We start from the raw sequence: 25,312 nt of genomic DNA on the forward strand, positions 1-25,312 counted from the left end.
AATCCCAGACTAACCATCGCGATGCCATCTTGGTGCCTAATTATCCCGCCATTTTCAGTGGCAGAAGACGGGTTCATATAGGACTGGACAAACGATGCGGCACCTCAAGAATTTATTCAAACGCAAAAGCGTTCCGACGCTGCTGTTGGATTCTGACGATCTTGGCCAAACGCCGCGCAAGCAAGAACCCCGCCCGCAGCCTCAGAAAACCGCGCAAACCGCCGTGCCGCGCCCTGATGCTGTGCCGCCTTCGCCCCATGAAATGCTCAGCATCGACTGCCCTGATCCCACCGCCGAGGACCGTCTTTGCGATGAAAACCACCAGTTGGGCCAAGGCTTGGTGCGGCAGGAGAACTGGGCGGCCCTGTCAAAGGTGATCCGCGCGGCAGATGCTGATAGCAGGCTCACCCCCGGGTCCATGCCTGTGGCCGAGCTGATCGCCTATGGTGCCCGTGCCGATGTGGTGATGGCGACAGAGCACGCGATCGAGGACGTGGACAGCGGCTTTGCCAAAGCCTTGCTGAGCGGGATCGAGGATTTCGAACATGTGCTGGAGGAGCACCAAGACGATTACGTCGTCGCCTGCGTCGTGGCACAGGCGCATATCGACATCGGCTGGGCGTGGCGCGGCAAAGGCGAAAGCAACGTGCTGCCGCAACGCAACCGCGACGCCTGCATCGCCCACTTCGAGCGCGCCGGAGAGATCATCGCTCCCTTCATTGCCCAGCATCCCACCAGCGCGCTTGTCGCGGCCACCTGCTGCGCCCATGCGAGTGGGCCGTTCAACCACCAAGGCGGGCTGCGCGAAAGCTATGAAAAGCTGATTATGCTCAACCCGCTCAACCCGCGCCCCATGCGCGCCTTGGGCAACCACCTGCTGCCGCGCCATCACGGCGGCTATTCAGAGCTTGAGCTTGAAGCCAGACGCACCGCCGCGCGGGTGCAGAATGTCTGGGGGGCCGGTGGCTATACCTGGGTGATGTTTGACGCGATCTGCTCTGATGATACGGCCTGTGTCAATCTGGACGTTGACTATTTCATCGACGGCTTGCGCGACATCCTTGCGCATCACTCCACCGCCTATTTCGCGAACCTGCTGGCGGCCTATTGCGCCAATATGACCAGCTTTGGCGGCGGCGGAAACGAACGCGCCGACAGCATTCGCGCCCGTATCGGTGCCTGCACCGAATGGATCATCCGTGCACATCTGACAGAATTGCATCCGATGATTTGGGCCCATGCCGCCCACGGCTTTGACAACAACCTGCGCATCCGGTCGCCGCATAAATTCGCCGCGTCCGGCCGCGAGGATGCGATGCAGGTGATGACCAGCCTGTTCCGGTCCGAGCTCGCCTCGGGGCAGCGGATCGTGTTCACCAGCAAGGGGCCACAGGCCACGCCTGCCTAAGATCGCCTTTGGGCAGCACCTCTTGGCCAGTCCGGCGCGCATTGGCGCGGCCTGCCTCTTGCAGCACCCCGCCCCCTGTCTTATGACCAAGGCGTTCTGTTTCTGACGCCAAAGGTGCCCCCATGCTTGACCTGACCTATGACACCCCCAAAGTGCGCACCATAGCGGGTGCCAAACATGACTGGGAACTGGTCATCGGGATGGAGGTGCACGCGCAGGTTCTGTCGAACGCAAAGCTCTTTTCCGCCGCCTCGACCAAATTCGGGGCCGAGCCGAACAATAACGTCGCTTTCGTTGACGCGGCCATGCCCGGCATGCTGCCCACCATCAACGAATACTGTGTCGAACAGGCCGTGCGCACGGGTCTGGGCCTGAAGGCCGAGATCAACCTGCACAGCGCCTTTGACCGCAAGAACTATTTCTACCCCGACCTGCCACAGGGCTATCAGATCTCGCAGCTTTACCACCCCATTGTGGGCGAAGGTGAAGTGCTGGTGGAACTCGGCGACGGCACCGCGCGGCTGGTGCGCGTTGAACGCATCCACCTTGAACAGGATGCGGGCAAATCGATCCACGACATGGACCCGAACATGTCCTTCGTCGACCTGAACCGCACCGGTGTTGCGCTGATGGAAATCGTGAGCCGCCCCGACATCCGCGGCCCCGAAGAGGCAGCCGCCTATCTGACCAAACTGCGCCAGATCCTGCGCTATCTGGGGACGTGCAACGGCGACATGCAATCCGGTGCCATGCGCGCCGATGTGAACGTGTCGATCTGTCTGCCCGGTCAGTACGAAAAATATCAGGAAACGCAGGATTTCAGCCATCTGGGCACGCGCTGCGAGATCAAGAACATGAACTCCATGCGGTTCATCCAGCAAGCGATCGAGGTCGAGGCGAAGCGCCAGATTGCCATCGTCGAGGCCGGTGGCGAAGTGGTGCAGGAAACCCGCCTGTTCGATCCGGACAAGCAGGAAACCCGCTCCATGCGCTCCAAGGAAGAGGCGCATGACTATCGCTATTTCCCCGACCCCGATCTGTTGCCTTTGGTGATCGAACAGGCGTGGGTGGACGACATCGGTGCCAACCTGCCCGAATTGCCTGACGCCAAGAAAGCGCGTTTCATCAACGACTTCGGCCTAAGCGACTATGACGCTTCGGTGCTGACCTCGGATCTGGACAGCGCAGGCTATTTCGAGGCGACCGCACAGGGTCGCGACGGCAAGATGGCGGCGAACTGGGTGATTAACGAACTGTTTGGCCGTCTCAAGAAAGACGAGAAAGCCATCACCGACAGCCCCGTCAGCCCTGCTCAGCTTGGTGGTGTGATTGATCTGATCGCCTCTGACGCTATTTCGGGCAAGATCGCCAAGGATCTGTTTGAAATCGTCTATACCGAAGGCGGTGATCCTGCGGTGATCGTTGAAGAGCGCGGGATGAAGCAGGTCACAGACACCAGCGCGATCGAGGCCGCCGTGGACGAGATCATCGCCGCGAACCCCGATCAGGTCGCCAAGGCGCGCGAGAACCCAAAGCTCGCCGGCTGGTTCGTCGGTCAGACGATGAAGGCCACGGGCGGCAAGGCGAACCCCAAAGCGGTCAACCAGATCGTCGCGCAAAAACTGAACGGCTAAGACATCGGGCCGGGGTTTACCAAAACCCCGGCCCTTTTCTTGCCACGCTCCCCTCTCCGACATCCTGTGAAAGGTCATTTATGGACACGCCCTTCCGGTCATCGCCGCGCATCGTTCAGCCCGAATGGATCGACTTTAACGGTCACCTGAACATGGCCTATTATTCGGTACTTATGGATAACGCCGTCGATGATGCCTATCACCAGATCGGGTTCGGACCAGAGTATCAGAAGACAGGCCACACCACCTATGTCGCTGAATTCCACATCTGCTATCTGCGCGAGCTGCACGAAGGGGCGTCGACCTATTGCACCTTCCAACTGCTCGACTTTGATGAAAAACGTTTCCATTCCTTCACGCAGCTTTGGCACGAAGACGGATGGCTTGCCGCCACGGGCGAGGCGCTGACGCTGCACATTGACCAGTCCGGCCCCCGTGTGGCCCCCATACCCGCCGACCTCATGGCGCGGCTTGAGGCGATGAAAACGGACCATGCCAGCTTGCCCTATCCTGAACAGGCGGGCCGCAAAATTGGTCTGAAACGCTGAGTGTATCCCGTTGCCCACCCCCGTATTGATTTGAAAGCCAGCCGTCATGCCACGCTATGAATACAAAGTTGTGCCCGCCCCGACCAAAGGGTTGAAAGCCAAGAACGTCAAAGGGGCCGAAGCGCGTTTTTCTCATGCATTGCAAGAGCTTATGAACGGTCTTTCAGGGTATGGATGGGAATATCAACGCGCCGAGACCCTGCCGTCGATCGAACGCGCGGGCCTGACCGGCAGCACGACAGAGTGGCGCAATGTGCTGGTGTTTCGCCGCCTCCGCGAGGCCGAGCCCGAGGACGAAGCCGTCACTACAGAGCTGCTTCCCCCGCCGCAGCCCGACACGCACGACACGCCCGAGCCCGAAGCTGAAACCGCCCAAGCAGAGGTCACAGACGACGCGCCCTATTTCGAGGATGAGCATGGCGAAACGAAAGACGACGGCAAGACCGCCGTGGTGGCCCCATCCCTGCTGAACGCGCTGGCGTCGCGCCGCAAATCAACCACCGTGAAAACGCCTGCCAAGCCAAGCGCCACAGCCGCAGAGACCGCCCCGAAGACCGAGGCAGACACCACGGCCCCCGAAACGAAAACGGCAAAGACGGATAAGACGGCGGACTAGCCGCGAACTGTAACGCAGCGCTTAAACGTCGAGATCCAGCGCAAGCGCGTGAATGCGGCCAATCAGATCGGGGCCAAGCGCGCCATGCACGGCACGATGCCGCGCAACACGGTTTAGCCCCTTGAAATGGGCCGACCGGATTTTCACATTAAAATGACTTTCGCCGCCCTCGCGATAGCCCCCGTGGCCGCGATGGCTTTCACTATCGTCAACGACGCTTAATTCCGACGGGGCAAACGCCTCTTCCAGCCGGTCGGCAATTTCTTGTGTCACTGACATTTTTTAGCTCAGCCCCCCTTCAATCTCACAGCCCAAGGTCTAAACTGACCGGCCTGAGTCGGAAAGGTCCATATCATGCCCAAAAGTGATCCCTTTGGATTCGACATGTCCGTGTCGTCTTCGAAAAAGAAAAATCCCCGTGGCCGTCGCGGGATGTCCGGTGCGTCCGAGACATCGCAACGCGTCTGTTCGCACGAAGGCTGCGAAGAACCGGGCAAGTACCGTGCGCCCAAAGCACCGGACGTGCTGGATGATTATTTCTGGTTCTGCCAGAAACACGTGCGCGAATATAACCTCAAGTGGAACTTCTTTGACGGCACCACAGAAGCCGAATTGAACGCCCAGCAGTCCAAGGACAAAGTCTGGGAGCGTACGACCAAGCCCCTTGGCGACCCCGAAGCACGGGCCTGGGCGCGTTTGGGCATCGAGGACCCGCATCAGGTTCTGGGCAAGAACGCGACGCAGAACCCCGGCAAAGGGCCTGCCGCAGGTCGCCGCCTGCCCCCCACGGAACGCCGCGCGCTCGAAATTCTGGAAGCCAAGGACACCTGGACCAAACCCGAAGTGCGCAAGGCCTATAAGGCGCTCATCAAGGTGCTCCACCCCGATATGAACGGCGGGGACCGCAGCCAAGAAGAGCAGCTGCAGCTCGTCGTCTGGGCCTGGGACCAGCTGAAGGGCAGCCGCAACTTCAAGGACTGACGCCGCGGCATTGCGGCGGGCCGAGGGCATCGGCAACCGCCTGTGATGGGGCAGAAAAGCCATAGGGATGGGGCGGTGCAGACAAATGCGCCGCCCCTTTTCCATGTGTCCCGGGGATTCGCGGTTTTGCCGCAGGTGCGAATTGCCCCTTTCCCTCGCGCTCAGGAAAGATATGTTGCCGTGGACGCCACCCTTGATCCGCAAGCGGTGCGCAAGACAGAAGCATGAAGGACGTACAGAATATGGCCGAGACCTCATTGGACCTCACAACCAAACCCACCAAAGAGATCTCCGTTCGCGAAGTCTTTGGCATCGACACCGACATGGTGGTGCATGGCTTTGAAGAACGTACAAGCCGCGTTCCCGATCTGGACAGCACCTATAAATTCGATCCCGACACCACGATGGCGATCCTTGCGGGGTTCAACCATAACCGCCGCGTGATGGTTCAGGGCTACCACGGGACGGGCAAGTCCACCCACATCGAACAGGTGGCAAGCCTGCTGAACTGGCCCTGTGTCCGCGTCAACCTTGATAGCCACATCAGCCGGATCGACCTGATCGGCAAGGATGCGATCAAGCTGAAAGACGGCAAGCAGGTCACGGATTTTCAGGAAGGCATCCTGCCTTGGGCCCTGCGCAACCCCACAGCGATCGTGTTTGATGAATATGACGCTGGCCGCGCCGATGTGATGTTCGTGATCCAGCGTGTGCTGGAAGTCGACGGCAAGCTGACGCTGCTGGACCAGAACCAGGTGATCGAACCTCACCCCTATTTCCGCATCTTCGCGACCGCGAACACGGTGGGTCTGGGCGACACCACGGGTCTTTACCACGGCACACAGCAGATCAACCAGGGCCAGATGGACCGTTGGTCGCTGGTGGCGACGTTGAACTATCTGAGCATCGACGCCGAAACCCAGATCGTTCTGTCGAAGAACCCGCATTACAACACCGAAAAAGGCCGCAAGACGATCAAACAGATGGTTACCGTCGCCGACCTGACGCGCACCGCCTTCATGAATGGCGAACTCTCGACCGTTATGTCGCCGCGGACCGTGATTGCCTGGGCTCAGAACGCCGAGATTTTCCGCGACGTGGGCTATGCCTTCCGCCTGTCGTTCCTCAACAAATGTGACGAGCTGGAACGCCAGACCGTGGCCGAATTCTATCAGCGTCTGTTCGACGAAGAGCTACCGGAATCCGCCGCCAGCCTGAGCCTTGGCTAAGCTACGATCCACCCCGTGCCCGCGTTGGCAGGGATGAAGAACAAGACGTCCACCGGCAGCTTGATCGGTGGACGACAGTCTGACCGCAGCGCCCCGTTTCGTGTGGCCGCGGTGACCAAAGCCGCAGGTCGGCCGCACTCGGATGGGAGAATGACATGAGCAAACAATCAGATAACCCCGCCGACGCGTTCAAAAAGGCTTTGGCCGAAGCGACCAAGGTCATGTCGAACGATCCTGACCTCACAGTCAGTTATTCCGTTGATCCGTCGGGGCTGAGCGGGGATTCCATGCGCCTGCCTCAGGTCAGCCGTCGCATGACCCGCGAAGAAGTCCTGCTGGCCCGCGGCACCGCCGACGCGCTGGCGCTGAACCGGCGCTATCACAACGGCCAGACCCACGCGAAATACATGCCCGCCGGTGACATGGCCCGCGATCTTTATGAAGCGATGGAAACCGCCCGCTGCGAAGCCGTAGGTGCCCGCGACATGCCCGGCACCGCGGGCAATATCGACGCGAAGATCAAATACGACTCCCTGCGCAAGGGCTATGATCAGGCCAAGCAGCCCTCGGACGTGCCTTTGGCGACGGCGGCAGGCTATCTGGTGCGCCATCTGGCGACGGGGCGTGACATGCCCGCCGGTGCCGCCAACGCAATGGAACTGTGGCGCGGCTATATCGAGGATCAGGCCGGTGGCACGCTCGAGACGTTGAACGACACGCTGGATGATCAGGCCGCATTTGCCCGCTTTGCGCGCAAGATGATCGTTGATCTGGGCTATGGCGATCAGCTGGGCGATGACCCCGACCAAGGCGACGACGACCAAGACAGCGCCGAGGAAGAAGGCACCGAAGAAGAGCAAGAGCCCGATAGCACCGGTCAGGACGATCAAGACGACGACGAGGCAGAAGCCTCGCCCGAGCAATCGCAAGAGCAGCAGCAGGATGAATCTCAGGCGCAGGTGTCGATGGATGACACCGCCGATCAGGAGCTTGGCGAAGAGGCCGAGATGCCCGATGGCGACGCCCCGATGGAGCCGCCCGCCCCGCCGCAAGCCTCGGACGCGGACCCGAATTATCTGGTGTACCAGACCGATCATGACGAGGTGATCGGGGCCGAAGACCTTGCCGAACCGGCAGAGCTTGAACGCCTGCGCGCCTATCTGGACCAACAGCTTGAACCGCTGAAAGGCGCGGTCAGCCGTCTGGCCAACAAGCTGCAACGTCGCTTGCAGGCGCAGCAGAACCGGTCGTGGGAATTCGACCTAGAGGAAGGCACACTGGATGCCGGCCGTCTGGCCCGTGTCGTGGCCAACCCCACAACCCCGCTGTCGTTCAAGGTCGAACAGGACACCGAATTCCGCGACACCTGTGTGACCTTGCTGCTGGATAACTCCGGCTCGATGCGCGGGCGTCCGATTTCCATCGCCGCGATCTGCGCCGATGTTCTGGCCCGCACGCTGGAACGTTGCAACGTCAAGGTCGAGATCCTGGGCTTTACCACCCGCGCCTGGAAAGGCGGCCAAGCCCGCGAGGCCTGGTTGAACGACGGCCGCCCGGTCCAGCCGGGCCGTCTGAATGACCTGCGCCACATCATTTATAAATCCGCCGACGCCCCCTGGCGGCGTACGCGGCCCAATCTGGGTCTGATGATGAAGGAAGGCTTGCTGAAAGAGAACATCGACGGGGAGGCGCTGGAATGGGCGCACCGCCGGATGATCGCCCGCCACGAGGCGCGCAAGATCCTGATGGTGATCAGCGACGGTGCGCCTGTGGATGACAGCACCCTGTCGGTGAACCCAGCGAATTATCTGGAGAAACACCTGCGCGACGTGATCGCCATGGTCGAGAAACGCAAAGCGGTGGAACTGCTGGCCATCGGCATCGGCCACGACGTCACCCGCTATTATGACCGCGCCGTTACGATCACCGATGTCGACCAGCTGGCCGGTGCGATGACCGAACAGCTGGCGGCGCTGTTTGATACCGATCCCCGCGCGCGGGCCCGTGTCATGGGCATGCGCCGCGCAAGCTGAGGGTCAGGGACGCTCCGCGGGGAGTTTTAAGAGCAAAATGAAGAATGGGGTGGGGATATGTTTCAATCGTTCGAGGTAACCTCGCGGCCGGAACAAGGGCCGCCACGGCTGGCGGCGCTGCGCAAAGAGCTGCAGGCAGCGGCGCTTGACGGGTTTCTGGTGCCCCGCGCTGACGCGCATCAGGGCGAATATGTTGCCCCCCGTGACGACCGCTTGAAATGGCTCACAGGGTTCACCGGATCGGCCGGTTTCTGTGCCGCTTTGCGCGATGTGGCGGGCGTGTTCATCGACGGGCGCTACCGCACGCAGGTCAAGGCGCAGGTAGCGGATGTCTATACGCCCGTGGCCTGGCCCGAAGTCTCGTTGGCCGAATGGCTGCGCGCACAGCTGCCTCAGGGTGGCGTGATCGGCTTTGATCCGTGGTTGCATGCCGCCGGGCAGATCGTCCAGCTTGAGGACGCCTTGGACGGCAGCGGCATCACGCTGCGCCGCACCGATAATCTGGTCGACCGCATCTGGGAGGACCAGCCCGCCCCGCCCATGAACCCCGCCAAGGTCCACCCGATCGACTATGCGGGCGAGTCCCATGGCGATAAGATCGCGCGGCTGGCCGAAGGGCTGCGCGACAAGGGCCGTGGGGCGGCGGTGATCACCCTGCCCGACAGCCTGTGTTGGCTGCTGAACATCCGCGGGTCCGATATTGCGCGCAATCCGGTCGTGCATGGCTTTGCCGTGCTGCACAGCGAGGGTCACGTGGACGCGTTCGTCGCCCCATCCAAGCTGGAGGGGCTTGAGGCGCATTTGGGCGCGCATGTGACCCTTCATGCGCCAGAGGCGTTTTTGGAAGCTCTTGGCGACCTGTCCGGCCCCGTGCTGGTCGAGAAGGCCACCGTGCCTGTGGCAGTCTCGGACGCTTTGGGCGACAGGGTCGTCTGGGGCGACGACCCCTGCGCCCTGCCCAAAGCCTGCAAGAACGCGGCGGAGATCGAAGGCTCTGTCGCGGCGCATTTGCGCGACGGGGCGGCCTTGGTCGAGGTGCTGGCCTGGCTGGACGCGCAGCCTGCGGGCAGCGTGACGGAGACGCAAGTGGTGACCCAGCTGGAGACCGCGCGCCGCCGTGATCCGGCCTTGCAAGAGATCAGCTTTGAAACCATTGCCGGCACCGGCCCCAATGGTGCGATCATGCATTACCGCGTGACCGAGGACACCGATAGCATTTTGCAAGACGGGCATCTGCTGGTGCTGGATTCGGGCGGGCAATATCTGGATGGCACCACCGACATCACCCGCACCATCGCCATCGGCACGCCGCCGGTCGAGGCGAAAGAGGCGTTTACCCGTGTGCTGAATGGTTTGATCGCCATGAGCCGTCTGCGCTGGCCCCAAGGGCTGGCCGGGCGCGATATCGAGGCTGTGGGGCGTTTGCCGCTCTGGATGGCGGGGCAGGATTTCGATCACGGGCTTGGCCATGGCGTCGGGGCCTATCTTAGCGTGCACGAAGGGCCGCAACGTCTGAGCAAGCTCAGCACGGTGCCCCTGTCCGAAGGCATGATCCTGAGCATCGAGCCCGGCTATTACCGCGAGGGGGCCTTTGGCATCCGGCTGGAAAACCTTGCCGTGGTGCGGTCTGCGCCTGATCTTCCGGGCGGGGACGCGCATCGCGCCATGCTGTCGTGGGAGACGCTGAGCTTTGCGCCCATCGACACGCGGCTGATTGTGCCGGAGATGCTGACCCAAGATGCGCGAGACTGGCTGAACGCCTATCATCGCGACGTTGCGGAAAAGATCGGGCCGCGGCTATCACCGGTTGCAAAACTGTGGTTGGATGCGGCAACAGCGCCGGTTTGAGCGCGATATATTTCAGTTCATTCAGGGAGGACGGTCAGCAATGGCAGACCATATCAAGATATTGAAGTCGAACGGAACATGGACAGTGCGCGCAGGGGGCGCGGTACTGGCCGAAACACGTAACGCGCTTGAGCTGCGCGAAGGCGACCACGACGCGGTAATCTATATCCCCCGTTCGGATATCGCCATGGCGTTTCTGGACAAGACCGACAAGACCACCCACTGCCCGCACAAAGGCGATGCGCATTATTTCTCGGTCGTGACCAAAAGCCGGACGTTGGAAAACGTGGCATGGTCCTACGAGGACCCCAGCGAGGATGTCGCCGAGATCAAGGGCCATCTGGCCTTCTACCAATTGCCCGAGGTTGCGGTAGAACAAATCTAGGGCCCCGAAAGGGCCCTGGAAATTCACGATTGAAGCAAAGGGGGGCTGCGGCCCCTCTTATGCGTTCAGCAGCCAGCTTGTGTCCGCGCTGAGATCGGCGGCGCTGGTGTTTTGCACGATCACCACGACATTGCCATTGACGACAAGTTCACTGTCGGTGCCATTGGCCGCGGCGCGGATTTCGAACATCCCGTCACCGGGGGCAAATTGCGCGGGTGAGCCTTGGGTCTCCTGCAGGTACAGCCCGTCTTCGGCGAGATTAAAGTCGGTCACGATGACCGGGGCCTTGCCCACTTGATCATAGCCGATGGCATTGATCACATCGGCCCCTTCGCCCCCTGTCACGGTATCGCCGTCGTTGGCGCTGATGGTGTCACTGCCATCGCCCCCCAGCACGACGTCTGCCATCGTATCGGTATCACCCGACACATTGCCGTTGAGGTTGAAGTCGAACGCGCGGATCACATCGTCACCGGCACCGCCGTCAATACTGTCGGTCCCCAGCCCCGAGATCAGGAAGTCATTCCCCGCCCCGCCGTTCAACGTGTCGTCGCCCATGCCGCCGAATAGCGCGTCATTGCCAGCGTCGCCATCAATCAGGTCGTCGCCCCTGTTGCCCGCCAGCTTGTCCGGCCCCTCGCCGCCTGACAGCGTGTCATTGCCGGGGCCCGCGTTGATCGTATCGGCACCTGCGTCGCCAGACAGCGCATCATTGCCACTGCCGCCGTTGATCAGATCGCTTTGGGTGCCGCCGCTGATCACATCGTCGCCGCCATTGCCATTCAGCGTGTCGTTCAACCCGCCTCCCATCAACGTGTCGTTCCCGGTGTTGCCGTTCAGCAGGTCGTTGCCGCCCTGCCCGTCAAGCATATCATCGCCCGCCAACCCGCTCAGCGTATCGTTGCCAACCCCGCCCATCAGGGTGTCATTGCCCTGCCCGCCGCTGAGCCCGTCGTTGCCTTCGTTGCCCATCAGGATGTCGTCGCCGTCGTTCCCTTCGATGTAGTCAAAGCCTTCGCCACCGCTTAGCGTGTCATTGCCGCGCCCTCCCAGCACGGTATCCGCGCCAAAGTTGCCCATGGCGTCGTCATCGCCGGACCCGCCGTTGACCAGATCGTTGTTGGTGCCACCGCGCAGCACGTCGTCGCCGGAACCGCCAAAGAGCGTGTCCATCAGCCCGCCGCCCAGAAGCGTATCATTATCGGCCCCGCCATCCAGATTGTCGGACCCGAGCCCGCCCACGAGGGAATCCGCGCCGCCAAAGCCGCCAAGGCTATCGTCGCCGCTACCGCCGATCAGGGTGTCATTATCGGCACCGCCATCAAGCGTATCGCTGCCGTTGTTCCCCTTGAGCAGATCATCACCCAGACCACCGCGCAGCATATCGCTGCCCTGCCCGCCAGAGAGATCATCGGTGCCCCCGAAGCCTGAAAGACTGTCGGCACCGTTCCCGCCCAGCAGTGTGTCGGCACCCGGCCCGCCGTTGACGGTATCGCGCCCCTCTTCGCCATTGCCAAGATTGTCGCCACCGCCAAGGTTCAGCAGGTCATTGCCCGCGCCGCCCTGCACCGTGTCATCGCCGCCAAAGCCGTTTACCGTGTCGTCACCGCCAAACGCGTCGATGTCGTCATCCGCGCCCGTGCCCGTGACCAGATCAGGGCCGTTGGTGCCCTGCTGCGTGGCGATCTGCGGGTCTGTCACCTCGGGCTCTGCCACGTCTTGCATGTCGTCGTTGGTATCGTCGTCATCGCTGTCGCTGCCAATCAATCCCGCAAATCCCAAAAGCGCGAGCGCTGGTAGTAAAGTCAATCCAAGCATGTTCAAATCCCCCTAAGCTATACCCAGAGTGTAGCTTACGCCGAGGAACGCAAGAAAGACAAATTACCGCCGCATTTCAGACACATTTCAATATTTAGGACAGTTCATCCCTGCCGCACCTACTGTCGCGAATACAGCGACAATCAAGAATGTTCCTCGGCCGCTGTCTCGGCCAGGGCGCGGTTATAGGCCTTAAGCGCATCCACATGGAACAGCGCGCCCAGCAGTTCGGGCGGCGATTCGGGCTTGAGCGTGACCACGGGAATAAACGCCGCACCGGTCTGCTCGAAAATCGGCATCGCGGCCTCTAGCGTGGCGGTGCCGTCGATATAGGTACCCTCGCCGATCAGATCCCAGCAGGTTTCTTCGTTCGCAGCGCGCAGGTCGTCGGGGCGGCGCATGATGCGGCCCACCATGAACATGCCCAGCAGATAGGCCTGAGGACCGGCGGCAAGGTGGATACCACGGCGTTCCATCTGCGTCAGGAAAAAGCTGCGGTGCACCAGACGCGAGGCAAGCGCGGTCGACATGCTAACAGCAACCATCACCGCCAGACCTGTCTGCCAGTCTCCGGTCAGTTCGAATACAATCAAGGTGGTAGAGATCGGCGCCCCCAGAACGGCAGCTGCCACCGCGCCCATGCCCGCCAGCGCATAAAGCGACGTGGCCCCCGACATCGTGGGAAAAACGCCCGTGGCGATCAACCCGAAGGCCAGCCCCGTCAGCGCCCCCAACATCAGCGAGGGCGAAAACACCCCACCGCCCATCCGCCCGCCAAGGGTGATCGACACCGCGATGATCTTGAGCACGGCAAAGACAACGGCTTCGTGCAGGATCATATCACCGCTTAGCGCGCGGGTCGTCGTCTCGTATCCGACGCCGATGATATGCGGGAACCACAGCGCGATCACGCCAAGGATTGCCCCTGCCACGGCAGGGCGCAGGTAGCGCGGCAGCTTGCTGCGGGCCTGTATGAAGTTACCGAAATCCTCGGCCCAGAAAATACCGCGCATCAGAAAGACCGCCACCACACCGCAGGTCAGCCCCAGCAGCAGGAAGGCGGGCAGCTCGGCATAGAAGGACATATCGCCCACGGTGGGCAGGGCAAATTCGGTCAGGCCGCCGAATTCCAACCGGTTGATCACAGTGCCCGCGGCCGACGCGATCACGATGGGCGCAAAGGCGTGCACGGCAAAGTGGCGCAACACGATCTCGAGCGCGAAAAGCGCCCCTGCGATCGGGGCATTAAAGCTGGCAGAGACGGCCGCCGCAACGGCGCAGCCCAACAGGTCACGACCGGTAATACCGCTGGCATTGATCCGGCGGCTCACGAGGGTCGAGATCACGCCCGCAAGGTGGACCACCGGCCCTTCTCGCCCTGACGATCCGCCAGTGCTCAGCGTGATCAGCGAGGCCAGCGCCGACGCAATACCGGCTCGTGTTTCCACCCGACCTTCGTGCAATGCCGCGCCAAGGATCACATCGCCGACGCTGCGCACACGGGCGTCTCGGGTGAAATTATGCAAGATCAGCCCCACGGTCAGCCCGCCGATGGTGGGGATCAGAACGACCCAATACCAATCAAGGCTGCCGATAAAACTATGCAGGTGCTGCACATCTTCGGTGCCGTAAAGAAACGCCTGTAGTGCGTTGATTCCTTTACGAAAAAATAGCGCGGCAAAGCCTGCCGAGATGCCGATTGCAAGCGCGATGAACCAGAAGGTGACCTTGCCCGGCCCTTTTTCACGCAACACATCCCAACCCAAACGCGCATGGTTGCACAACGTGTCATACTGCTGGTTCAGAAAGGGGCGCGGTTTCAAAGGCATGGCGGCTTTGCTGTCAGGGTTTACCCATGTCTAGGACAGAGCCGCCTGCGTTAAAACCCCTGCAATCAAGACTGTGCCGTTAGCTGGCGAATTCTTCGCCCAAAAGCTCGCGCGCGGCGGCGCGTGCGGCCTCGGTAATCGTATCCCCTGCCAGCATCCGCGCGACCTCGTCCACGCGTTCCGGCGCTGACAGTGGCGTGACGGTCGATAGGGTCATGCCCTTGGACACGGCCTTGGACACGCGCCAGTGATGCGCGCCCAAAGCGGCAACCTGGGGGGAGTGGGTGACAACAAGCACCTGCCCGCCCTGCGACAGCGCCGCCAGACGACGCCCCACCGCATCGGCTGTCGCACCGCCGACACCCCGGTCGATTTCGTCAAAGATCATCGTCAGGCCGGTTTGCCCCTTGGCCAGACAGACCTTAAGCGCGAGCAGAAAGCGGCTGAGCTCCCCGCCCGATGCGATCTTGCCCAGTGGGCCCGCAGGCGCGCCGGGGTTGGTGGCCACGGTAAAGGACACCGCATCGCGGCCTTCCGGTCCGGGCGTTTCGTCGGTGATCTGCGTGGCAAAAACCGCGCGCTCCATCTTGAGCGGGGCAAGCTCTGCCGCGACGGCCTTGTCCAGCTTGCCCGCTTTCTTGCGGCGCGCATCGGTCAGGGCGTCGGCTGCGGCATCATAGGCGGCTTGGGCGTCGCGCACGGCTTTCTCCAGCCCCGCCTGTGCGGCCTCGCCAGCGTCCAGCGCGTCCAGCTTGCCGCGCAACGTCTCGGCAAAGCCCGCCAGATCATCGGCCAGCACCTCGTGCTTGCGGGCCATGGCGCGGATCGCAAAGAGGCGCTCTTCGGTTTCTTCCAGCTCGATCGGGTTGAACGACATGGTGTCGATGGCGGCAACCACGCCTTCCATCGCCTCGTCCAATTCGACCATCGCACGCGAAAGCGCGGCCATCGGAGCCTCTAGCGCGCCGTCGGCTTTATGGGCCACCCCGTCGAGCCAGCGCAGGGCGTCGCCCAGCTGTGTCTCTGCCCCGCCCTGCCCCATCATCTCGTAGGCGTTGACCACATCGCTGCGGATCTTTTCGGCGCTTTGCATCAGGCGCCGGCGCGCGTCGAGCTGTTCTTCCTCGCCCGCTTGCGGGCCCAGCTTGTCCAGCTCTGCCACGGCATGGCGCAGGTATTCTTCTTCGGCGGCAATGGCATCGCGTTCGGCGGCGGCCTGTTTGGCAGCCTTGCGCGCCGCAGCCAAGGCAGACCACGCCTGCCGTACCTTGTCGCGCAGCGGGGCGGTGCCCGCAAATTCATCCAGAATGGCGCGGTGGCCCTTGGGGTCAAGCAACCCGCGGTCGTCATGCTGGCCGTGCAATTCGACCAGCGTTTCCGACAGCGCGCGCAGCACCTCGCCCGAGCAGCGGCGGTCATTGACCCAAGCCGTTTTGCGCCCGTCAGACCCGTTGATACGGCGCAAGATCAACTCGCTCCCGCCGGGCAGGCCCGCCTCTTCCAGCACCGCGTGGGCTGCGTGGCCTTCGGGCAGATCGAACCACGCCGTGACCTCGCCCTGTGACGCGCCCTGACGCACCAGATCGGCGCGCCCGCGCCAGCCCAGCACGAACCCGAGACTATCGAGCAAGATCGATTTACCTGCCCCGGTTTCGCCGGTCAGAACGTTCAAACCCGGCTGAAACGCAAGTTCCAGCCGGTCGATGATCAGCATATCCGAAATATCTAGGCCGCGTAGCATGGGTCACTATCCGTGTGGGCCGTCAAAAGGCGCTTGGGTCAGATCCATTCGCCCTTGATCGTTTGGCGGTAGATCGCGGTCAACCAGTTATCGCCGAAGGACTTCATTTCAAGCCCCTGACCGGTCAGCAGCTTATAGCTTGCCTCGTACCATTCGGTGGACTGGTAGTTGTGCCCCAGTATGGCGCCTGCGGTCTGCGCCTCGTCCGTGAGACCCAGCGACAGATACGCCTCTACCAGACGGTGCAGCGCCTCGGCGGTGTGGGTGGTTGTCTGGAAATCCTCGACCACGACGCGGAAGCGGTTGATCGACGCGGTATAGTGTTTGCGGCGCAGATAATAGCGCCCTACTTCCATTTCCTTACCCGCCAGATGGTCAAACGCCAGATCGAATTTCAGCACGGAAGACCGCGCATATTCGCTGTCAGGATAATCCTCGATCACGCGACGCAGCGCTTGCAGCGCCTGAAAGGTCAGCCCTTGGTCGCGGCCAACTTCGTCGATCTGGTCATAGTAGCTTAGCGCGAGAAGGTAGCTTGCATAGGACGCGTCATCATCATCGGGGAAGAAATCAATATAGCGCTGCGCGGCAGAGCGGCTGTTGGGGTAATCCTGATCCTGATGATAGGCGAAAGCCTGCATGATCAGCGCCCGCTTGGCCCATTCGGAATAGGGGTACAGGCGTTCAATCTCGGAGAAATATTCAGCCGCTTCGGCAGGGCGCTTGCGGTTCAGTTCAAATTCGCCACGCTCGTAAATCTGCTCGGCCGAGTATGTTTCAAGCGGAATTTCCTGAGGGTTGAAGAAGCTGTTGGTCGTCCGACCCGTGTCCTGAGCACCACCGCACGCGCCAAGAACGCCCGCCAAAAGCACCGCACCGACCACCCGCTTGCGCGACATCGTACCCGTCATGCGTTTCACCCTCGCTTTAAACTCTGCGTCACGTTTCACGATACGCCTTTGCCCGTGACTAGCACAAGGTTTCGCGCAACAAAACGACCATTCGGCAGTCCCCTGCAAGGGCGGCTGTCGACGGGCCAAATCGTAAACAAAGGATTACCCAAGCCCCACCGGAGTTTCAACCGTCGTTAACGCCCTGCCCTGCGACATCGCGTTACCGTTTTCAGGCAACGGCGGGGATTTCGTCCCACTCAAGACCAAAGCCGGGCAGACGCGACGCCATTTGCGCGTCACATTCAACCATGCGCACGGCACCGGGGGTCGCGAACAGCGCCCGCAGCAGCGTGTTGGTCAGGCTGTGGCCGGCGCGCACGCCGGTGTAATGGCCGATCAGCGGTGCACCGGCCAGCGCCAGATCCCCCAAGGCATCCAGCATCTTGTGGCGTACGGGTTCGTCCGCGTGGCGCAGACCACCGGGGCTCAGCACTTGGTCGCCGTCGAAGACGACAGCATTTTCACCAGCGTGACCGCCCAATGCCAGACCATTCGCCTGCATCGCGTCGACATCCGCCTGACGGCAGAAGGTCCGGCTGTCGCAAAGTTCGCGGGCGAAGCTGCCGTTGTTCATGACCAGCGATTTTTCCTGATGGCCAATGGCGGCATCGGCGAAATCGATGATAAAGTCGATCTTCAGGGTGTCTGCCGGTGCGATGGTGGCCGAGGCTTCGCCATCCGTCACGGTGACCGTTTTCAGTACTTCGAAAGCGCGCACAGGGGCCGCAAGAACGCGAACGCCGCGCTGCATGATACCCCGCACGAAGGGCGCGGCAGAGCCGTCGAGGATCGGCACTTCGGGGCCGTCAATCTCGACCAGCGCGTTGTGGATGCCACAACCGGCCAGTGCGGCCATCAGGTGTTCAACAGTAGAGATTTGCAGGCCCGCCGCATTTTCCAGCTTGGTGCAAAGAGGCGAGCGATTCACCGCATCCCAGCGGGCGGGGATCAGGCGATCGCCAACATCCACGTCACTGCGCGAGAACCAGATACCGTGATGCGCGCCAGCCGGACGGATCGTCACAGTTGCAGGACGGCCGGAATGAAGGCCGGTGCCGCTAAAGCTGATCGCTGTCTTAATGGTTGTCTGCACGGTCAATACTCACTGTCCAAAGATCATCTGTCTAAGTTGAACTCTGTCCTAACGGGGCCGTTCCTAATGCTCAATTCAATCATTGCTACCGTCTGAAACATCACTGTCACAATTGGGCGTTAACGTGCGCATACCCCCAATAAGCCACTGTTATATATATGTTTCAAGTCGCAGATCGCCCCTGAAATGCCGGCGAAGCGTGAACATATAACAGCAATATTTCAACGAATGTTATTGATCCGCACACAGCAATTGCTGCACCGCAGCACGCCTAAAGTTGTGGCGCTAACGAAAAAGACCACCCCTAAGGGTGGCCTTTCGGACGTTTACGAGGACGTCTTAGGTAAGCTTAGTTCGCCTGACGACGCAGGAAGGCGGGGATTTCGATCCGCTCTTGATCTTCGTCCTGAACGTCGCGCGGCTGTGGCGCGGCAGAACTCGCGCGGGTCTGAACCGGCGGCTGCTGACGTGCGGGACGCTGCTGCTGTGCTTCCGCCTCACCGTGACCGGTCATGCGGTTGATCAACGAGTTGATGCCAAAGCGCTTCTCGCCCTGCTCGGCGGCGGGTTGTTGACGCTGCTGCTGCGGCTGCGCTTGTGGCTGACGCTGTTGCTGCTGGCTTGGCGACGCTTTTTGCGCGGCGGCGCGCAGACGGGCCAGTGCTTCGGGCGATGGGGTGCCGGGTGCAGGGGCGCGTGGCGCGACAAACGCCTCTTGCTCTTGCGCGTCGACATTCACCTCTTCGCGGCGCGGCTGGAAGGACGCAACCTCGGGACGGTAGGCGGGGGGTGGCAGATCATCTGCGTCCGACGCTTCGTCTTCGTAGGATGTGTCAGAGAAACCGCTGTGGTTGACCGCGGCTTCTTCTTTGAACAGCTGCTGCTGTGGCTCTTCTTCGTACTCGGCCTGTGCGGCAACGGGTGCAGGTGCTTCGGCGGCTGGGGCTTGTTCAACCTCTGGCGCTTTGGCAGGCAATGGCTGCGACATGGAACGGCGCGGCACGGGCATCTCTGTGTTGACGTCAACCGCATCGATCCCAGTGGCAACAACGCTCACGCGCATCACGCCACCCAGTTCGGTGTCGAGCGTGGAACCAACAATGATGTTCGCGTCTGGGTCGACTTCTTCGCGGATACGGTTCGCCGCTTCGTCCAGTTCGAACAGGGTCAGGTCGTGACCGCCGGTGATGTTGATCAGAACGCCCTTGGCACCGCGCAGGCTGATTTCGTCCAGCAGCGGGTTCGCGATGGCCTTCTCGGCGGCCTGGATGGCGCGATCTTCGCCCTCTGCCTCGCCGGTGCCCATCATCGCTTTGCCCATCTCGTCCATCACGGCGCGCACGTCCGCAAAGTCGAGGTTGATCAGGCCGGGGCGGACCATCAGATCCGTGACGCCTTTGACACCTTGGTACAGCACGTCATCCGCCATGGAGAATGCTTCGGTAAAGGTGGTTTTTTCATTCGCCAGACGGAACAGGTTCTGGTTGGGAATGATGATCAGTGTATCGACGACCTTTTGCAGCGCCTCGATACCGTCTTCAGCCTGACGCATCCGCTTGATGCCCTCAAACTGGAACGGCTTGGTCACGACACCAACGGTCAGAACGCCCAGTTCACGTGCAGCCTGCGCGATGATCGGCGCGGCCCCTGTCCCGGTGCCCCCGCCCATACCGGCGGTGATAAAGCACATGTGCGCGCCGGCCAGGTGGTCCACAATCTGTTCAATGCTTTCTTCGGCAGCGGCAGCACCGACAGAGGCCCGCGCGCCCGCACCCAGACCTTCGGTCACTTTGATGCCCAGCTGAACGCGGCTTTCCGCTTTGGCTTGCTGCAACGCTTGCGCGTCTGTGTTGGCAACCACGAAATCAACACCGTCGAGCTCTTTCTCGATCATGTTGTTCACGGCGTTGCCGCCTGCCCCGCCAACACCAAACACTGTGATGCGGGGTTTCAGGTCGCCCTGTCCGGGCATTGAGAGATTAAGGGTCATGAGCCATCCGCCTGTATTGTTTAGCTCGCTTACGGAGCATTTTTTGTGCAATCCCCCTTATTGTATAGGGAGAACGCCCATGCGTCACCTAGAAAACACGGTTTTGACACATTATATGGGCGTTTTTTTGCCGGTTTTCTCATGATTTCGACGCGCGCACCGCATCTGGGGGTTACCAGTTGTCGCGGAACCACTTGACAGCGCGCTTCAACGACCGGGATGGGTAGCGGTCGGCGGGAATGTCAAAGTCCCACCACTCGTCCTGCGGGTGCGCGGCAAACAGCGCCAACCCTACGGCAGAGGCGAAACCCGGACCGGTTGCGGCTTGTGGCAGGCCATGCACGCGCAGCGGGCGGCCCAAACGGACCTGTTGGCCCAAAATCTTGCTTGCCAGACCATCAAGGCCCGGAATCTGACTGCCGCCGCCGGTCAGCACGATCTGCTGGCTTGGCAGGTGGTCAAAGCCCGCGGCATCCAGACGGGCGCGGACTTCTTCCAGAATTTCTTCGACACGGGGGCGCATGATGCCGATCAGCTCGGCACGGCTCACGGTGCGACGGTCGTGCTCGTAATCCCCGGTATCGCCACCGATATCAATCATCTCGCGGTCGTCCATGCCTGTCGCATGCACCCCGCCATAGAAGGTCTTGATCCGTTCAGCATTGGCCGTCGGCACCTGCAACCCCATAGAGATGTCAGAGGTGATGTGATCACCGCCCATGCGCACGCTGTCGGCATAGATCATGTGTTTGCGAATGAAGATCGAAACAGAGGTCGACCCGCCGCCAAGATCGATACAGGCGGCACCAAGTTCCTGCTCGTCCTCGACCAGCGACGAAATCCCCGAGACATAAGCCGAAGACGCAACGCCCGCCAGTTCGAGGTCACAGCGTTTGATGCAATGGGCAAGGTGTTGAACCGCCGCCGCGTCCACGGTCAGCATATGCATATCGACCGACAGGGTATTACCCAATTGGCCGCGGGGATCGGATAGGCCCGACCGGTTATCCAGCGCAAAGTTCACCGGCTGAGCATGCAGCACTTCGCGGCCCTCGCCGTATTCGGGCACGTCGCAATTGGCCAGAACCTGCGCGACATCCTGCTCGGACACGACCTGCCCTTCCAGATCCAGCGCCGCATCCAGACCGTAGCTGCGCGGTTCAGCCCCCGAGAAACAGGCGATCACGTGATCCACACGGATGTTCGCCATTTTCTGCGCCGCCTGCAGCGCGGTACGCACAGCGCGTTCGGTTTCCTGCATGGCGCAGATCTCGCCAAAGCGGACCCCGCGCGACCGCGTGGTCGCAGCCCCGATCACGCGAAAACCGGATTGCCCCGCGAGTGATCCGATCTCGCCCTCCTCAGAGACGCGGCCCGTGCCGTCAAACCGCAGCACCAGGCAGGCGATCTTTGACGTGCCCACATCCAGAATAGCCACCACGCCGCGTTGCATCGCAAGCTTACGCATGTGGCGCATGGATCGCTGACTATCGTATAGGTCCATCATCTTTTCACTGTCCCGAAATCTGCCTGATGCGCCACAATTCTTGTGTGGCGTCCTTGTTCATTTGCACGGTGGGCCGTTGGGCCAACCGCATGTCTACCCGCGCGACGTCGCGGGCCAGCACATCCTGTGCGCCTTCCAGCGCGATCACCCGCTCCAGCGCCTGAACGGCCTGGGTTTCGGGCAGCAAGATACGCTGTTCACGGTCAAGAACGACGTCCCATCGCCGCTCTCCCATGCGTACCAAACCGCGCAGCCGCTCCCCCAACGGAGCCGCCGTGCGGATCAATTCAAGCGCTTCGCTCACGCGCTGGTTCGCCGCCTCGCCTACCACCAAGGGCAGGTCCGTGCGATCGCCACGCGATGCAAGCTGGCCGATGGGGCTTCCCTCGGCGTCGATCAGCAGCAGCCCGTCCTGGCTGCGCCAAACGGCGACCGGCACCCGTGGCTGTACCGACACCTGCAACACGCCGCCCGGCTTCACCCGCAGCGACGCCTGCTTGACGCCGGGAAGATCGGTGATCGCCTGCCGCAATGCAGGCAGATCAAGATCAAAGGAACTGGTTGGGAATTCGACAGGCACAGCAGCACGCACGTCGGCGGCCAAAACGCCTTCGACACCATCGATCGCCATGAGCTTGACCATGAATTCGGGGCGCTGCTGGATGCTGGTGCGGGCATTGGCATAGACGTCGGCCAACTGGCCGCGCCGTGCTTCGTCCGACAGATAGATTGTCCCCGCTGCCAAGGCCAAGCAGAACGGCACCCCGACGCGCAGCCCGAAACGGAACGTCGGCGTCAGCATCAAGCGCTGCATGCGCCACGCCCAACGTGACGGTGCGGGATCTGCCTTGGCCGGCTTGGCGGGTTTGACGCGTTTGATCAACGATTGCATGACGCGTCCTCGACCATCCAGGCGCAGAGCTCGCCAAAGGAAATGCCAACCGCCTGCGCCTGTTCGGGCGACAGCGACGTGGGGGTCATGCCGGGCTGGGTATTGGTTTCCAGCAGGAACAGCCCCGCTGCCCCCTTGCTTTCATCCCAACGGAAATCCGTGCGGCTGACACCGCGACAGCCAAGCGCGTTATGCGCCCGCAGGGCGTAATCCATGCAGAGTTCAAAAATTTCGTGCGGGATATCGGCAGGGACCACATGGGTCGACCCGCCCGCCTTGTATTTGGCGTCATAGTCATACCAGCCCGTCGTGTGGATGTCGGTCACGGTCAGCGCACGTTCGCCCATCACGGTGGTGGTCAGCTCGCGACCGGGGATGAATTTCTCGACCATGACCTCGGCAGGCATGGCATCATCCAACTGTGGCGGGCCGTTGTTTTCAATCTCGACAAGGTAAACACCGACGGATGACCCTTCGTTGTTCGGCTTGACCACATAGGGCGGGTCCATCACATGGGATCCCCGCACAGTCGCCGCCGACACGATCAAGCTTTCCACAACAGGCAAACCCGCGGCACGAAAAACTTCTTTGCTGCGCTGCTTGTCCATCGCAAGGGCAGAGGCCAGCACGCCGGAGTGTGTGTAAGGCAGGCCCATCCATTCCAGCAAACCCTGCACGCAGCCGTCTTCGCCCCAGCGGCCATGCAGACAGTTCAGAACGACATCGGGTTGGGCAGCGCCCAGATCGGCACAAAGGTCGGGGCCGCAATCGACCTCGATGACTTCGAAACTCCGGTCCCGTAAAGCCGCTGCGCAGGCGCGCCCTGTTGACAGAGACACCTCGCGTTCCGCCGAGGGGCCACCCAACAATACTGCAACTCTCGGGGGTGTCCTGCTCGACAATCCCACTCAATCTGCCTTTTTAAACGGGCCTGTTGCGACCCTTATTCGTTCTGTTCCGGGCCTTTTGGCGGCCCTAAATCATGACGCTCGAACGTTTATTTTTCGCCGATCCGCATAATTTCCCACTCTAGCGTAATCCCGCTGGAATCGTAAACCTTTTTTCGCACCATTTCACCCAATGCTTCAAGGTCTGCTGCCGTCGCGGAACCCGTATTGATCAGGAAGTTGGGGTGTTTCGGGCTCATCTGCGCGCCACCCAAGGTGGCACCGCGCAAACCGGCGTCGTCTATGACCTTCCACGCCTTCAGATCGTGGCGGTCATCCGCTTGCCCCGTGCTGGAAAACCCCGCCGGATTGCGGAACGTCGACCCCGCGCTGCGGTCCTTGGTGGGTTGGGTTTCGTCCCGTTTGCGCAGCTGGTCCTCCATCCGGGCGTGCAGCGCTTGCGCCTCGCCTTTGGGGGGCGCGAAACGGGCAGCGGTGATGACATACCCGTCTGGCAAAGCGGTCTGGCGATAGGCAAATTGCAGATCGTCCGGCCCAAGCGTGACCTCTTCGCCTGTGCGGGTGATCGCGTCTGCGCTGATGAAATAATCAGCAGTATAGGCACCATAGCAGCCCGCGTTCATCCGTACCGCGCCGCCAATGCTACCCGGGATTGTGCGCAGGAAGGTCAGGTCCAGCCCCGCGTCTGCTGCCTTGCGCGCGACATGGGCGTCCAGCGCCGCAGCACCTGCGGTGACGATTCCGTCTTCGCAACTGATGGTGTTGAACCCGCGCCCCAGCCGGATCACCACAGCGCGCAAGCCGCCGTCGCGCACGATCACATTCGACCCGACCCCCATCGGCATGACCACGACATCGGCGGGCAGCGCCGTCATGAAAGCTGCCAGATCATCCGCATCGGCAGGCTGGTAGAAATAGTCAGCAGGGCCGCCCACGCGCAGCCAGGTCAGATCAGCCAAGGGGCGGTTTTGCGTCAGCTTACCGCGCATATCGGGAAAGGAAATATCTGTCATGCCCATCGCCTAGCCCGCTTTGGGAGGGAGGTCAATTTTCCACATGTGCCCGAAGCGCGCCAAAAACCGCCCAATCAATCAGGTCGGTTCGCCCGCAGCTCGCGCGTGATACGGCCGGCCAGCCATCCCGCAAGAAACGCGCAAACCGCATAGCCCGTGGCAGCGGCTTGCGCCATGAACACCGGACGCTCCAGCGGTTTCGCGCCAAGGCCCCAGATCATCCACGCCCAGTTCAGCGCGAGCCCTGCCAGCAGGACCAGCACAAAGCCGCCATACCGGCGCATCAGCCCGCACCAGCCCGCGGCAAGCATCCACACCACGAGGATGCTGATCAGGATCACCAGCGTCAGGTTCACTTTGCGGCATTCCGTACAGCAGCGCCGCGCAGCCAGCGCATCAGATAGATCACCGGCCAGCGCAACACCGAACACCCGCCCGCGAACACCAGCATCCCGACCCAAGGGCCATGCTGCATGGTGACAAACCCCAGGACGGGGATGCCGACGGCAATCAGCACATAGGCGCTGCGCCAATGCTGGTCAGAACTGGGCGTCATCGCCAACACATTGGCAACGACCGCCCAAAAACAGGCAAGAACCAGTGATATACTCATTTTGGAACCTCCGGGTTTTGTCCGCGCAGCTTGGCCAGCAAAAAGCGCAAGGGATTGCGGAACATGGACACAAAGGCAGCAAGAGCAAGCAGGCTATAGAGCCAGCCCACCTGAAGACCGATCAGGATGATCAGCACCGGTGCGGCGATCAGCAGGATCACACCGGGAATATATTGCAGACGCATGGGCAGCGTCGCCACCGTGGCCGAGCAAAAGACCCACAGGATGCAAGCCCAAAGCAAGGTCATGACCGGCCCCCGTATGATGGGGTCC

The 25,312-nt window shown here is 61.6% G+C and carries 23 protein-coding genes; 9 read left to right on the forward strand and 14 right to left on the reverse strand.

Annotated elements, in window-relative coordinates; genetic code table 11:
* The first annotated feature begins 94 nt into the window (after positions 1-94).
* The 4 genes from AADW22_RS11585 (at position 95) to AADW22_RS11600 (ending at position 4,206) form a co-directional block, all read left to right on the forward strand.
* Positions 95-1,408 carry a hypothetical protein gene (locus AADW22_RS11585; RefSeq protein ID WP_407473762.1) on the forward strand — a complete coding sequence of 438 codons (1,314 nt, stop codon included), beginning with the start codon at positions 95-97 and terminating at the stop codon, positions 1,406-1,408.
* 122 nt (positions 1,409-1,530) lie between these two features.
* Positions 1,531-3,042 carry an Asp-tRNA(Asn)/Glu-tRNA(Gln) amidotransferase subunit GatB gene (gatB, locus tag AADW22_RS11590; protein ID WP_005854083.1) on the forward strand — a complete coding sequence of 504 codons (1,512 nt, stop codon included), beginning with the start codon at positions 1,531-1,533 and terminating at the stop codon, positions 3,040-3,042.
* Positions 3,043-3,122: 80 nt separating this feature from the next.
* Positions 3,123-3,590: a thioesterase family protein gene (locus AADW22_RS11595; RefSeq protein WP_407473763.1), complete on the forward strand. Its 468-nt coding sequence runs from the start codon at positions 3,123-3,125 to the stop codon at positions 3,588-3,590.
* Positions 3,591-3,636: 46 nt separating this feature from the next.
* Complete coding sequence (locus AADW22_RS11600; RefSeq protein WP_407473764.1) at positions 3,637-4,206, forward strand: hypothetical protein; 570 nt, start codon at positions 3,637-3,639, stop codon at positions 4,204-4,206.
* Between the two features lie 21 nt (positions 4,207-4,227).
* Here the strand turns inward: AADW22_RS11600 and AADW22_RS11605 are convergent, their stop codons facing one another.
* A complete protein-coding gene (locus AADW22_RS11605) occupies positions 4,228-4,485 on the reverse strand; it encodes a BolA family transcriptional regulator (protein ID WP_005854089.1) in 258 nt (85 codons plus the stop codon).
* Positions 4,486-4,560: 75 nt separating this feature from the next.
* On the opposite strand from AADW22_RS11605, the gene AADW22_RS11610 reads away from it, so the two are divergent.
* From AADW22_RS11610 to AADW22_RS11630, 5 genes are all read left to right on the forward strand, one after another.
* A complete protein-coding gene (locus AADW22_RS11610) occupies positions 4,561-5,187 on the forward strand; it encodes a J domain-containing protein (RefSeq protein WP_005854091.1) in 627 nt (208 codons plus the stop codon).
* A 224-nt stretch (positions 5,188-5,411) separates the two neighbouring features.
* Positions 5,412-6,416 carry a cobaltochelatase subunit CobS gene (gene cobS / locus AADW22_RS11615; protein ID WP_009824910.1) on the forward strand — a complete coding sequence of 335 codons (1,005 nt, stop codon included), beginning with the start codon at positions 5,412-5,414 and terminating at the stop codon, positions 6,414-6,416.
* Positions 6,417-6,571: 155 nt separating this feature from the next.
* Positions 6,572-8,449, forward strand: coding sequence for a cobaltochelatase subunit CobT (gene cobT, locus AADW22_RS11620; RefSeq protein WP_037944506.1), 1,878 nt, complete (start codon positions 6,572-6,574; stop codon positions 8,447-8,449).
* A gap of 57 nt (positions 8,450-8,506) precedes the next feature.
* Entirely contained in the window at positions 8,507-10,297 is a 1,791-nt protein-coding gene (locus tag AADW22_RS11625; RefSeq protein ID WP_407473765.1) for an aminopeptidase P family protein, read from the forward strand.
* Positions 10,298-10,337: 40 nt separating this feature from the next.
* Entirely contained in the window at positions 10,338-10,682 is a 345-nt protein-coding gene (locus AADW22_RS11630) for a DUF427 domain-containing protein (RefSeq protein ID WP_005854099.1), read from the forward strand.
* A gap of 57 nt (positions 10,683-10,739) precedes the next feature.
* Here AADW22_RS11630 and AADW22_RS11635 read toward each other — a convergent pair whose 3' ends face one another.
* The 13 genes from AADW22_RS11635 to AADW22_RS11695 all read right to left on the reverse strand — a co-directional run bounded on the left by AADW22_RS11635 (position 10,740) and on the right by AADW22_RS11695 (position 25,287).
* The gene (locus AADW22_RS11635; RefSeq protein WP_407473766.1) at positions 10,740-12,500 is read right to left on the reverse strand and encodes a calcium-binding protein; all 1,761 of its coding nucleotides are present in this window, start codon (positions 12,498-12,500) and stop codon (positions 10,740-10,742) included.
* Positions 12,501-12,643: 143 nt separating this feature from the next.
* On the reverse strand, positions 12,644-14,329 hold the full coding sequence (locus AADW22_RS11640; RefSeq protein ID WP_005854103.1) for a chloride channel protein: 1,686 nt from the start codon (positions 14,327-14,329) through the stop codon (positions 12,644-12,646).
* Between the two features lie 79 nt (positions 14,330-14,408).
* Complete coding sequence (gene recN / locus AADW22_RS11645; RefSeq protein ID WP_407473767.1) at positions 14,409-16,070, reverse strand: DNA repair protein RecN; 1,662 nt, start codon at positions 16,068-16,070, stop codon at positions 14,409-14,411.
* Between the two features lie 38 nt (positions 16,071-16,108).
* Complete coding sequence (locus AADW22_RS11650; protein ID WP_005854107.1) at positions 16,109-16,981, reverse strand: outer membrane protein assembly factor BamD; 873 nt, start codon at positions 16,979-16,981, stop codon at positions 16,109-16,111.
* Between the two features lie 211 nt (positions 16,982-17,192).
* Positions 17,193-18,116: a UDP-3-O-acyl-N-acetylglucosamine deacetylase gene (gene lpxC, locus AADW22_RS11655; RefSeq protein ID WP_074634781.1), complete on the reverse strand. Its 924-nt coding sequence runs from the start codon at positions 18,114-18,116 to the stop codon at positions 17,193-17,195.
* A 349-nt stretch (positions 18,117-18,465) separates the two neighbouring features.
* Entirely contained in the window at positions 18,466-20,106 is a 1,641-nt protein-coding gene (gene ftsZ, locus AADW22_RS11660) for a cell division protein FtsZ (RefSeq protein WP_407473768.1), read from the reverse strand.
* 172 nt (positions 20,107-20,278) lie between these two features.
* Positions 20,279-21,613 carry a cell division protein FtsA gene (ftsA, locus tag AADW22_RS11665; protein ID WP_037944512.1) on the reverse strand — a complete coding sequence of 445 codons (1,335 nt, stop codon included), beginning with the start codon at positions 21,611-21,613 and terminating at the stop codon, positions 20,279-20,281.
* A gap of 4 nt (positions 21,614-21,617) precedes the next feature.
* Positions 21,618-22,505, reverse strand: a complete 888-nt coding sequence (locus AADW22_RS11670; protein WP_005854115.1) for a cell division protein FtsQ/DivIB — start codon at positions 22,503-22,505, stop codon at positions 21,618-21,620.
* The gene (locus tag AADW22_RS11675; protein WP_074634488.1) at positions 22,493-23,413 is read right to left on the reverse strand and encodes a D-alanine--D-alanine ligase; all 921 of its coding nucleotides are present in this window, start codon (positions 23,411-23,413) and stop codon (positions 22,493-22,495) included. Before AADW22_RS11675 ends, AADW22_RS11670 begins: the two co-directional genes overlap by 13 nt.
* An 89-nt stretch (positions 23,414-23,502) precedes the next feature.
* Positions 23,503-24,432 (reverse strand): UDP-N-acetylmuramate dehydrogenase, encoded by a 930-nt coding sequence (murB, locus tag AADW22_RS11680; protein ID WP_407473769.1) that lies wholly within the window; start codon positions 24,430-24,432, stop codon positions 23,503-23,505.
* Positions 24,433-24,500: 68 nt separating this feature from the next.
* The gene (locus AADW22_RS11685; RefSeq protein ID WP_009824920.1) at positions 24,501-24,782 is read right to left on the reverse strand and encodes a hypothetical protein; all 282 of its coding nucleotides are present in this window, start codon (positions 24,780-24,782) and stop codon (positions 24,501-24,503) included.
* The gene (locus AADW22_RS11690) at positions 24,779-25,039 is read right to left on the reverse strand and encodes a DUF2484 family protein (protein WP_037944515.1); all 261 of its coding nucleotides are present in this window, start codon (positions 25,037-25,039) and stop codon (positions 24,779-24,781) included. Before AADW22_RS11690 ends, AADW22_RS11685 begins: the two co-directional genes overlap by 4 nt.
* Positions 25,036-25,287, reverse strand: a complete 252-nt coding sequence (locus AADW22_RS11695) for a DUF2484 family protein (RefSeq protein WP_005854125.1) — start codon at positions 25,285-25,287, stop codon at positions 25,036-25,038. Before AADW22_RS11695 ends, AADW22_RS11690 begins: the two co-directional genes overlap by 4 nt.
* Between the last annotated feature and the right edge of the window lie 25 nt (positions 25,288-25,312).

This window comes from Sulfitobacter sp. PM12, from assembly GCF_045586035.1.
In the GTDB taxonomy this organism is placed as follows: domain Bacteria; phylum Pseudomonadota; class Alphaproteobacteria; order Rhodobacterales; family Rhodobacteraceae; genus Sulfitobacter; species Sulfitobacter pontiacus.

Excerpts from the sequence above, each read along its gene's own strand:
- AADW22_RS11585 (WP_407473762.1), top strand. The coding sequence starts at position 95 with ATGCGGCACCTCAAGAATTTATTCAAACGCAAAAGCGTTCCGACGCTG.
- gatB (WP_005854083.1), top strand. The coding sequence starts at position 1,531 with ATGCTTGACCTGACCTATGACACCCCCAAAGTGCGCACCATAGCGGGT.
- AADW22_RS11595 (WP_407473763.1), top strand. The coding sequence starts at position 3,123 with ATGGACACGCCCTTCCGGTCATCGCCGCGCATCGTTCAGCCCGAATGG.
- AADW22_RS11600 (WP_407473764.1), top strand. The coding sequence starts at position 3,637 with ATGCCACGCTATGAATACAAAGTTGTGCCCGCCCCGACCAAAGGGTTG.
- AADW22_RS11605 (WP_005854089.1), bottom strand. The coding sequence starts at position 4,485 with ATGTCAGTGACACAAGAAATTGCCGACCGGCTGGAAGAGGCGTTTGCC.
- AADW22_RS11610 (WP_005854091.1), top strand. The coding sequence starts at position 4,561 with ATGCCCAAAAGTGATCCCTTTGGATTCGACATGTCCGTGTCGTCTTCG.
- cobS (WP_009824910.1), top strand. The coding sequence starts at position 5,412 with ATGAAGGACGTACAGAATATGGCCGAGACCTCATTGGACCTCACAACC.
- cobT (WP_037944506.1), top strand. The coding sequence starts at position 6,572 with ATGAGCAAACAATCAGATAACCCCGCCGACGCGTTCAAAAAGGCTTTG.
- AADW22_RS11625 (WP_407473765.1), top strand. The coding sequence starts at position 8,507 with ATGTTTCAATCGTTCGAGGTAACCTCGCGGCCGGAACAAGGGCCGCCA.
- AADW22_RS11630 (WP_005854099.1), top strand. The coding sequence starts at position 10,338 with ATGGCAGACCATATCAAGATATTGAAGTCGAACGGAACATGGACAGTG.
- AADW22_RS11635 (WP_407473766.1), bottom strand. The coding sequence starts at position 12,500 with ATGCTTGGATTGACTTTACTACCAGCGCTCGCGCTTTTGGGATTTGCG.
- AADW22_RS11640 (WP_005854103.1), bottom strand. The coding sequence starts at position 14,329 with ATGCCTTTGAAACCGCGCCCCTTTCTGAACCAGCAGTATGACACGTTG.
- recN (WP_407473767.1), bottom strand. The coding sequence starts at position 16,070 with ATGCTACGCGGCCTAGATATTTCGGATATGCTGATCATCGACCGGCTG.
- AADW22_RS11650 (WP_005854107.1), bottom strand. The coding sequence starts at position 16,981 with ATGACGGGTACGATGTCGCGCAAGCGGGTGGTCGGTGCGGTGCTTTTG.
- ftsZ (WP_407473768.1), bottom strand. The coding sequence starts at position 20,106 with ATGACCCTTAATCTCTCAATGCCCGGACAGGGCGACCTGAAACCCCGC.
- ftsA (WP_037944512.1), bottom strand. The coding sequence starts at position 21,613 with ATGATGGACCTATACGATAGTCAGCGATCCATGCGCCACATGCGTAAG.
- AADW22_RS11670 (WP_005854115.1), bottom strand. The coding sequence starts at position 22,505 with ATGCAATCGTTGATCAAACGCGTCAAACCCGCCAAGCCGGCCAAGGCA.
- murB (WP_407473769.1), bottom strand. The coding sequence starts at position 24,432 with ATGGGCATGACAGATATTTCCTTTCCCGATATGCGCGGTAAGCTGACG.
- AADW22_RS11690 (WP_037944515.1), bottom strand. The coding sequence starts at position 25,039 with ATGAGTATATCACTGGTTCTTGCCTGTTTTTGGGCGGTCGTTGCCAAT.
- AADW22_RS11695 (WP_005854125.1), bottom strand. The coding sequence starts at position 25,287 with ATGACCTTGCTTTGGGCTTGCATCCTGTGGGTCTTTTGCTCGGCCACG.